Genomic DNA, 10004 nt, shown 5'->3' on the forward strand with positions numbered 1-10004 from the left:
ATTTTTTCCATTGTGTCAAGCTTTCCGCGCATTAAAATTTAAAATTAATAAATTAAAAAGCGTATCCTGCTGGATACGCTAAAATGGGGTTATGTAATTGTCTGTTTTTAGGAGTAAATCCTTAAGTGTGTGCCATTACCCAAGCTTGGGGAGCTGTCCGCGAAGCGGACTGAGGGGTTGTTCTACCGTTTCAAATCGATTACAGGGCTAACTGACGAAACATTTTCCTGCCAATTGACTCTAAAGGGGGTTGACTATCGCAAGAATGCCAAATGACTCAAAAACCCCATGCGTTACGTACTAATGGACCCACTCGGAACTCGGAACTTATATGTAAGCCCCTGCACTGCCCCTTCCCGTCGAACATGCACGTCCAAGGGCAAATCAAAAAAGCGGCGCCCGGGAATTTGCGCCGCACCTTCCCTGATCCCCAATCTCCAATCCCTCTCCGCCTGCAATTTTCCCTGACAGCCGCAAATCCCCAACACAAAAAGAGCGCCCCATCCTTCCGGAGCGCCCATTTTCATATGAATCCCTATAAACTCCTATTTCCTCATCCCCATAAACCACCGGATCCCCTCATCGAGGCAGGAAACAGCATCCTTTCCCTGCGGTTTCATTTCCTTCCCATCAGCGAAGAAAGAGACACCGGTCAGCGCATTTTTCAGGAACTGATCCCCCTTCGAAAGATGGACCCTGGCCTCCTGCGCCTTCAGGGGAAACGTGCGCACATAATCAGGGATACTTTTCGGATCCCTGGAATGGAGGAAACTGCGGATCTGCAGCGCCCGGACATACTCCTGCTGATACCCATCCGGCTTTTCCGGCAGCAGCACGAAAAGCGTATTCCGCTCCCGGTAAGACCGGAGAGCCAGCACATCGCGGCTCACATAATCCGGCGTAAAAGCCTGGATAAAAAGCTCCGACGGCCTGCACTGCCGGATCACCTGATCATTGAAAACCGCGGAAAAGAAATACTCCTTATCCGCAGAAACCTTGTAACTCCGCCTCCGGTAAATCGCAATGAAAAGACTCTGGCCGATCTCCATAGCCAGCTCGATGGGGCTGACAGAAACCTTCCCGATCAGCTCCCCGATCCTCTTCTCATAAACCCCCACCGAAAGCTCCGGACGGTACGGTCGTCCCCCAATCACAGCCTCTCCCATAATGATCCTTCTTTCCCGCCTGAATCCAACAGGCCCGCGTCAATTGCCAACGCATGTATAACTTTGAATCATCCTTTTATTTGTATTTATATTTTATATTCTTTAAATGCAAATGTAAACAAAAAGATACAAATTTCTCCAAACTTTATTTAATACACAATTCAATATCTAATTACGTCAGATAATCATAAAATAAATAGATACCTATTCTTTTCCCTTTCAGGTTTAATTCCGATGAAATAAAGGAAATAAGGAAATAAAACCGTCAATATCCGGTCAATTAAATGTCAAAAAGACAAAGAAATATTTTTCCACTTTATCAGGAGAAAGTCGGCCATTCCTCTCCATTTCACAAGAAAAGGCATACCTTAATTTGCATCATCCGGGAATTGAGCCTGCATTTCCGACATGGACGAGAGGGGTCATTCAAAAAGGCGGTCCTCCCAATTTGCCGCCTGTCACCTTCCCTGATTCCCAATCCCTCTCTGCCTATAGTTTCCCGCACAAAAAAGAGCGCCCTGTCATTCCAGAACGCCCGCCTTCACGACTCACGGATCACGATTCCTCCGATTTTCTCGATCCATCCGCGAGAAAATGACGACTATTTCATATACGCCACAAGCTCCACTTCGCAGAGCATTCCCTTTGGCAGAGACTTCACAGCCACACAGCTTCTTGCCGGTCTGGAAGTGAAATATTTCTCATAAATCCCGTTAAAGGCAGCGAAATCCCCCATATCTGCCAGGAAACAGGTCGTCTTCACCACATGATCAAAATCAGTTCCTGCCTTTTTGAGAAGAGCCGCGATATTTTTCATCACCTGCTCCGTCTGGGCCTCAATCGTCTCCCCTGCCGGTTCTCCGGTTTCCGGAATAAATCCCACCTGACCCGAAGTGAAAAGGAACGGACCTGCCACATACGCCTGAGAATAAGGCCCGATCGCAGCCGGCGCCTTCTTCGTGGAAATCACCTTCATGGACATAGAAATACCCCCTTTGTGGAAATCAATTGCATATTCTTGATAACTGTATGGTACTTTAAATTCGGGAAACTGTAAAGAAAAAGTTATCAGTTAGCAGTTCTCAGTTCGCAGAAATCACATCATTATGAACGACCATTAACCATTAACTATTAACCGGCTGTCCCGGTCTGATTGGCTATCAAAACTGAGAACTGCGAACTAATAACTGATAACTTTCTCCCCAAAGCATTTCCATATATAATGTATATAAAGCATTACGAAAAGGAGCCCATCATGCACATCATCCTTGCATCCGCATCCCCCAGGCGGAAAGAACTCATCCACCAGATCGGCTGGACCGCAGACATTGAAAAAAGCAGCTTCCCCGAAGTTTCCACCATCGAAGAAGCAGAAAAAAGAAGAAATACCCCCCTCCTGGCCGGTTTCCAGGGGCCGGACCTCGTCTGTGCCGAAAATGCCCTCGGCAAAGCAGAAAACATTCAGGAAAGGACCGGGAGCCCCCTTCCGATTTTAGGTGCCGATACCATCGTCACCCTGGACGGAAAAATCCTGGGCAAACCGAAAGACGAAAAAGACGCCTTTTCCATGCTCCGCTTCCTCTCCGGAAAAACCCACAAAGTCAAAACCGCAGCGGCCCTCCTTCAGGGAAAGAAAAAACTCCTCCGGGTCGTCACCACCAGCGTCCATTTCCGGGACCTTACAGACCAGGAAATTTCAGCCTACATTTCCACCGGCGAACCCATGGACAAAGCCGGAGCCTACGGAATCCAGGGACAGGGAACACTCCTCGTGACAGGAATTACCGGATCCTATGATAATGTAGTGGGACTCCCGCTGACGACCGTTTATGAAATGATGAAAGAAATAAGGAAAGGCTGAAATAAAAAGTTATCAGTTCGCAGTTATCAGTTATCAGTGACCGGGTTCTTTGAAACTTTGCATTATCAGCTGTCTTCGGGACTTTGAATCGATCGGGACTCGGGAAACGGGACTCGGGACGGTGGCGCGGCACAATTCATGAAGCCGCGCCTTTTTTATATGGTTCCATGGAAGTTCCCGGTTCCCAGTGGGTCCATGGGGGCTGAATTCTTCGAAACTTTGCATTTTCAGCTGTCTTCGAGACTTTGAATCGATCGGGACTCGGGAATCGGGACTCGGGGCGGTGGCGCGGCACAATTCATGAAGCCGCGCCTTTTTTATATTCTCCTGCACTACACAATCAAGCCGCATATGAGGAAACAAGAAAAAATGCTGCAGGGCCCCACCTTCCCTGGATGGGAAGGTGCCGGAGCGAAGCGGAGGCGGATAGGTGTTTTATCGCCGCAAGGCACATACGAGACTAACTAACGAAACATACTTGTACCAATTGACTCTATCGGAAAGAAAGAGCTCCCCGAAGTGCGGGGAGCTCCGCGAATGCGGTGAGGGGATGTCAAGCAGGCACAAGTCGAAAATGATGATAAGGGTACATGCGCAGGGTTCGGTACCAGGCACATACGAGGCTAACTGACGAAACAATCCCGGGAAAGCCGTGGCGGCACAAATCATATAGCCGCGCCTTTTTATATTTCCACAAAAGCCCCCATATTCCACCGCAATCCCTCCGGAAATGATATACTGAAGTCAGATCATTTCGTATTCTCGCGGGGAGGGGATATTATGAAAATCTGGAAAACATTGCTGCTGGCAGGAGCGCTGGCCATCGGCTCCTTTACCATGACCGGGGCGGAAAATCTGGTGAAGGCATACAATTTCTATGACATGGAATGGGATAAAACATTTACTACTTATGTAAATCTCGACACAAGCTGGGTTGATAAAAACAAAATATTTATATGGACCAAAGCCATAGACATAAATGGAAACCCGGCGAAAACATATTACTGCATAAGCCTGCCCAAAAAGAGAGTCGACACTATCATATATTATTGTTATGTTCCCGATTACAACGGTTACAGGGAGACAAATCATGACGATTTCGTAAAGCATGATATACATCCGGCTTCAGTCTTTGAAAGGCTGGCAAATATCGTATTGAAAGCAAACGGGAAACCACCACTTTTAGGAAAAGAAGTCCACGACTGGCAGTGGACCTATTCGGATGAAAAATACAACTACATGATCTGTACAGACTATTACCAGTATAATCCGAAAAAGCAGATTGGAACCTTTTACTTTTCAAAAGAAGTGCCCAATCCTGACAATCCCGATTACGTGATGGCATTAACCTTTGACTTTAAAAATAAACAGGTCATTAGACTGGATGATCTCGACATTAAAGGGAAATCCGATATCTACCTGAGAAATATGAAAGATAGAGTGGAATCCTACTATAATAGCGCTTATGCTCTGATCAAGGACATAAAAACGAAATAACAAAAAGCGGTGCCCCCGCCAGTGAGGCACCGCTTTTTGTCCCCTATGGAGCGCCCCGGATCTGCCCGGGGAAAGCTATAATGAAACCAGAGGAAATAAAACTGCAAAGGAGGCACATCATGAAAGAAATCAAAATTCCCTGGAATTACATCAGGGACTGAAAACGTTGAAACTTTGAAGAAATAGCTGTCTTCGATAACCTTGCATCGTTCGGGAATCGGGACGTCGGGACTCGGGAAGGTGCGGCGCAAATTCATGGGCGCCGCATTTTATATACAGGAAAGGTCACATGGCACATACGAGACTAACTGACGAAAGGTACGCGTAATAAGTGACACTATCGTTAAGCAAGGACTCTCCCCCGGGAACACCGCGACAGCGGTGAGAGGGCAAATCGATTCGAAGAATCGATAATTCCTGAGAGTTCCATCAGGGGCTGAAAGAGTAGAAACTTTGAAAGAATAGCCTTTTTCAATGACCTTGTATCAATCGGGACTCGGGGCGGTGGCGCGGTACAAATCATATAGCAGCACCATTTTTATATTTCCCGCATAGAAATTCCGGGTTTTCATCAGGCAGCCTCTGGCCGCCATTTCCCATCCCTCCCCCCTCTGACGCCTTCAGCGCCAGCTCCCCCCAGGGGGAGCCTGACGAACTGACGGTCTTCGGCCGAAAGTTTTTTCAGTCCGGAAGTGCTGCGAAAGACTGAAAAGTCCGATCAAATCAGGCGATTTCAGGCTCCACAGGTTTGCCAGATCCATTGTGAATGAAAAAAGTCAGATTTTATCGATGCTCATCCAATTTTTCGCCTTCTAAATGAGAATGGAAAACCGATGGCCCTCTTGACAGAAAACCCCGGAAAGCCCTAAAATACAGGAAAGGATACGAAGGCGGTTTGCCAAAATCAAAAAAAGTCCCATTTCTCCTATAGGAGCTTACTTTTCAGGACTTTTTCAAAATTGACCGCGGGCGATTTTTCCGAAAATCTTTCAAAAAGGCCGATTTCCGCCATCGGTTTTCCAAATGGCTCTCAGAAAGCCCATAAATACAGGGCTCCCGGGGCCCGCTATTGCAATAGCGTATTACCCTTTGGGGTATTGAAACAATAAAATCTGATATTTATCTTCAATGTCTTTCAAGATTGCAATAGCGTATTACCCTTTGGGGTATTGAAACTTCATTGCTTCTGGAGACTGGAAGCTATTGAATTGCAATAGCGTATTACCCTTTGGGGTATTGAAACTCCCCAATATAATCGAGGATGAAACCTTTCAGTCTTATTGCAATAGCGTATTACCCTTTGGGGTTTTATCCGCATCCAATGCCCTTTTCCGCCAATCACCGGAAAGGGGCATTTCCATTGGAAAAGCCTCATGAACCTTTCGGCTCATGAGGCTTTTCTGTGTGATTTCCGGGTTCCACCGGTGATCCTTCTCCCCTTTTCTTACTTTTTCTGGCGCCCGCAGTCCGGCGAGGGCGCCGGGACGAGAAACATGACCTCCCATGTCTGAAGCTGCAGGAAGGCTGAAACCCTATGGAAAGGTCAGGGGAAAATCCTGAATACTTCCCGAACTCAAAAGCTTAATAAAATTCTAATGATATAAAATGGGGTTTTTCTCGACTATATCCACAGGAAGGCAAGAAGAACGAGGCCTCGGGCCGAGCTCCATCCGATCCGCCCCGCGCGTAGAAATTTCAGGCGGATCCGGAGCAAGACCCACGTGTTCCATATGCTTTCCAATCCTCGAGGAACTTCACAATTCCAGTATTTTTACATCAGAATAAACTCCCGTCGAGTCAAGCGATACAATTTCGGATCCGCGCACCCCAAGAGCGTACCCTGGTCACGAGATGTCATATCCAAACGTAGGAATTTCTGCAGCCGATTGACAGGTAAGATCGGAATTCCGGTCAACGAAAAATCCATCTCAAAAGGGAGAATTTTGCTGCCCGAAAGCCGTCCATTATCTGGGCGGCTTTTTTGTTTTTCACGCATAGAAGTTCCCAGTTCCCAGACCCCCATCAGGGACTGAAAGTGTTGAAACTTTGATTGAATAGCTGTCTTCGAAACTGTACGTTGATCGGGATTCGGGAATCGGGATGGTGGCGGCACACAATTCCTATAGTGCCGCCCTTTTTGATTTTTTCCCATCAGGGTCCCATAGAAATTCCCCTTTCCCGCTGCCGGAAACCCCGCCGGAGGGGCATAGAAAAAGCACCTCCCTTTCGAAAGGTGCTTTTTTATGATCCCATTAATCATATTTCTTCTTATTTTTATTCCACTGATAATCCAAATCATATTTCTGCAAGTTCGTCATATCAATTTTTCCGGTTGCAGTCAGAGCTTCATAAGCATCATCAATCTTCAGATCAAGTTCAATGGAAATGTTATCAAAGTCCATCGGATATAACGGTACAAGCCATCCTGCTGCCATGCCGGACGATCTGAATTTAAAATCCGATCTTCGCAAAAGAACAGACTTGGTTGCTTTTGGTCCTACAACAACCGGAGGCTGAGATGAAGCTCCAGCATCCATGAACTTACCTGTGTAAAAAGGCTGGCCTTCAAAATCCCCCACCTTCATACAAGACTGATTGATATCAATAACAAGGGGCATATCCTTATTATTAGTTATATCCAAAGAAATCCCCGTTAGCGTGCAGGCAAAGCTATTGTATTTACTTCTACTATAAAAAATATAACCATTAGCTTTATTTTCGACCATTCCTTTTACTGTGGAGTACGGCAGATCTGATCTCCATTCGGTACCGTCTATCAAAGCATTACTAATCATTGGCTTTGCTCGTAATGTATAATTATCAGTCGATTTTTCAGCCACTGTTGTAATTGCTCTATTGATTTCAATAAGAGCCATAGATGAATCATAATCTTTCGATTTCACATCCATCAAAAGATTCGCTGCATACGCATTTCCGGCAATCCCAAGAGCCAAAAGAGTAATTAATATCTTTTTCATGCACCACTACTTTCTTTCCTCTCCTAATATAACGGCAGCTTCTTCTTATTATAGATAGCAAAACCATTAAGGAATTTAACGTATTCTGGAAAATTACCTCCCTAAATGTGAATTATCCAACCATATAAACAAAATTCCACGCACCCTCGCAGGGTGCGACTATGCCAGGTCGATGAGTCCCTTGTACCCCAGCTGATTTCAATCCACGTACCCTCATGGGGTGCGACGTTGACGGTGTAGCGGTATGTGCAAGTCGGCGGATTTCAATCCACGCACCCTCATGGGGTGCGACCTTCTTTTTCATCATCTTCCGCTCCTGTACTGTTTATATTTCAATCCACGCACCCTCATGGGGTGCGACACTGCAAAGGCTTTAGCAAAGGTGTTGATATCTACATTTCAATCCACGCACCCTCATGGGGTGCGACTTTGATGTACGGCATTCCGTTTCTCCCATGTCGAAATTTCAATCCACGCACCCTCATGGGGTGCGACATCCTGCAGAGCTTCCTGAATAATCTCCAGAAAATTTCAATCCACGCACCCTCATGGGGTGCGACCGGACCTCGAGGTCCATGGTGTGTTCCTGATTGCTATTTCAATCCACGCACCCTCATGGGGTGCGACCAGGGGGATGTCTGGTATAAAACCAACTTCACCCAATTTCAATCCACGCACCCTCATGGGGTGCGACCTCATGTTTGCCCTGCCAGGCCACCGTTCCATCCTTATTTCAATCCACGCACCCTCATGGGGTGCGACGATAAATTATTAGACAGGCGGCCGGACGATACCATATTTCAATCCACGCACCCTCATGGGGTGCGACCCCGTACGAGTCCCCATCCAATAAAGCTATGCGGATCATTTCAATCCACGCACCCTCATGGGGTGCGACAACGCATACGCCGAACTTTCTAAAAAATCTAAGTATTTCAATCCACGCACCCTCATGGGGTGCGACGCACCATCAGCAAGGCCAACATTGCCCTCTCCGCACAATTTCAATCCACGCACCCTCATGGGGTGCGACTCGCATTGGTCTCGCTCTTGCTTGCATTAGAAGCAATTTCAATCCACGCACCCTCATGGGGTGCGACCAAGTGGACGGGGACTTTATGGATCAATCCCCTAATTTCAATCCACGCACCCTCATGGGGTGCGACGGCGCATAGTTGGGCACGTCAGCCGAAGGGATATAATTTCAATCCACGCACCCTCATGGGGTGCGACCGTGGACAACACTGACACTGACATTCAGAACTTCATATTTCAATCCACGCACCCTCATGGGGTGCGACAGGAGCGCCACTTCATCGGCTTCGAGATGGATGAATTTCAATCCACGCACCCTCATGGGGTGCGACAAAAGAATTCATCCCCTTCCATACTGAATTCAAATTTCAATCCACGCACCCTCATGGGGTGCGACAATAACGCCAAAAGGATATGGCGCAATTTCATGGTATTTCAATCCACGCACCCTCATGGGGTGCGACTGGGCTCCAGTGAAACCTTTCTTCGTTTCATCGTCATTTCAATCCACGCACCCTCATGGGGTGCGACACGGCAGCACCGGTCATAACGGCATCGAAGCTCATATTTCAATCCACGCACCCTCATGGGGTGCGACCAGGCGGTCCGGCGATCATCAATGAAGCTGGCGGTATTTCAATCCACGCACCCTCATGGGGTGCGACAATCGGAGCCGAGCGGTTCAAAGCTTCCTTCGTTATTTCAATCCACGCACCCTCATGGGGTGCGACTTTGAGGTAGGCAATACCTATAATAACAGCACGGTATTTCAATCCACGCACCCTCATGGGGTGCGACACCCGCATCAGCGTGTTCGACCTCATCCGCATCGAATTTCAATCCACGCACCCTCATGGGGTGCGACCAAGGGCGCAGGAATTAATGAATGCATCAAAATATTTCAATCCACGCACCCTCATGGGGTGCGACAAAAGAAGTCGCGATTTGCGGTCATCATGTGGAGGTATTTCAATCCACGCACCCTCATGGGGTGCGACACCGGCGAGGGAGGATAACGCCTTTGCATTCCCGGGATTTCAATCCACGCACCCTCATGGGGTGCGACAGGCAGTCAATGAACATGCTGAACATGAAGCACAGATTTCAATCCACGCACCCTCATGGGGTGCGACCTTTTTCCAAACTTGTATAGAAGACTTCCAAGTCATTTCAATCCACGCACCCTCATGGGGTGCGACTCTCTGACTTTCTGGAACTGAAGGCACCGAAGCAATTTCAATCCACGCACCCTCATGGGGTGCGACATTCAACCGCCGTGAATACCTGGCTAAGTACGATATTTCAATCCACGCACCCTCATGGGGTGCGACCATAACATTTATATTCATACATGCACAAGTCAACATTTCAATCCACGCACCCTCATGGGGTGCGACACTCCTGCATCGTCCAAATTTTCGACGATACTCAATTTCAATCCACGCACCCTCATGGGGTGCGACTTTC

General features: G+C 47.5%; 5 protein-coding genes and 1 CRISPR repeat array. Of the genes, 2 read left to right on the top strand and 3 right to left on the bottom strand.

Annotated features, from left to right (window positions below):
• Positions 1 to 545 precede the first annotated feature (545 nt).
• Both VZT47_RS07750 and VZT47_RS07755 read right to left on the bottom strand, forming a co-directional pair.
• Positions 546 to 1166: a hypothetical protein gene (locus VZT47_RS07750; protein WP_330224400.1), complete on the bottom strand. Its 621-nt coding sequence runs from the start codon at positions 1164 to 1166 to the stop codon at positions 546 to 548.
• Between the two features lie 601 nt (positions 1167 to 1767).
• Positions 1768 to 2142: a RidA family protein gene (locus VZT47_RS07755; protein ID WP_330224404.1), complete on the bottom strand. Its 375-nt coding sequence runs from the start codon at positions 2140 to 2142 to the stop codon at positions 1768 to 1770.
• 279 nt (positions 2143 to 2421) lie between these two features.
• Between VZT47_RS07755 and VZT47_RS07760 the strand changes: the two genes are divergently transcribed.
• Both VZT47_RS07760 and VZT47_RS07765 read left to right on the top strand, forming a co-directional pair.
• The gene (locus VZT47_RS07760; protein ID WP_330224401.1) at positions 2422 to 3027 is read left to right on the top strand and encodes a Maf family protein; all 606 of its coding nucleotides are present in this window, start codon (positions 2422 to 2424) and stop codon (positions 3025 to 3027) included.
• Positions 3028 to 3807: 780 nt separating this feature from the next.
• Positions 3808 to 4524, top strand: a complete 717-nt coding sequence (locus VZT47_RS07765; protein WP_330224402.1) for a hypothetical protein — start codon at positions 3808 to 3810, stop codon at positions 4522 to 4524.
• Positions 4525 to 6776: 2252 nt separating this feature from the next.
• Here the strand turns inward: VZT47_RS07765 and VZT47_RS07770 are convergent.
• Positions 6777 to 7502 (bottom strand): hypothetical protein, encoded by a 726-nt coding sequence (locus VZT47_RS07770; RefSeq protein ID WP_330224403.1) that lies wholly within the window; start codon positions 7500 to 7502, stop codon positions 6777 to 6779.
• Positions 7503 to 7697: 195 nt separating this feature from the next.
• Positions 7698 to 10000: direct repeats of the CRISPR family, unit length 32 nt; unit sequence ATTTCAATCCACGCACCCTCATGGGGTGCGAC.
• The last annotated feature ends 4 nt before the right edge of the window (positions 10001 to 10004 follow it).

It is taken from the genome of Dialister sp., from assembly GCF_036343215.1.
Lineage (GTDB): Bacteria > Bacillota > Negativicutes > Veillonellales > Dialisteraceae > Dialister.

Bases quoted from the DNA above. Each gene is read 5' to 3' on its own strand.
- VZT47_RS07755 (WP_330224404.1), bottom strand. From the start codon at position 2,142: ATGAAGGTGATTTCCACGAAGAAGGCGCCGGCTGCGATCGGGCCTTAT.
- VZT47_RS07770 (WP_330224403.1), bottom strand. From the start codon at position 7,502: ATGAAAAAGATATTAATTACTCTTTTGGCTCTTGGGATTGCCGGAAAT.
- VZT47_RS07765 (WP_330224402.1), top strand. From the start codon at position 3,808: ATGAAAATCTGGAAAACATTGCTGCTGGCAGGAGCGCTGGCCATCGGC.
- VZT47_RS07750 (WP_330224400.1), bottom strand. From the start codon at position 1,166: ATGGGAGAGGCTGTGATTGGGGGACGACCGTACCGTCCGGAGCTTTCG.
- VZT47_RS07760 (WP_330224401.1), top strand. From the start codon at position 2,422: ATGCACATCATCCTTGCATCCGCATCCCCCAGGCGGAAAGAACTCATC.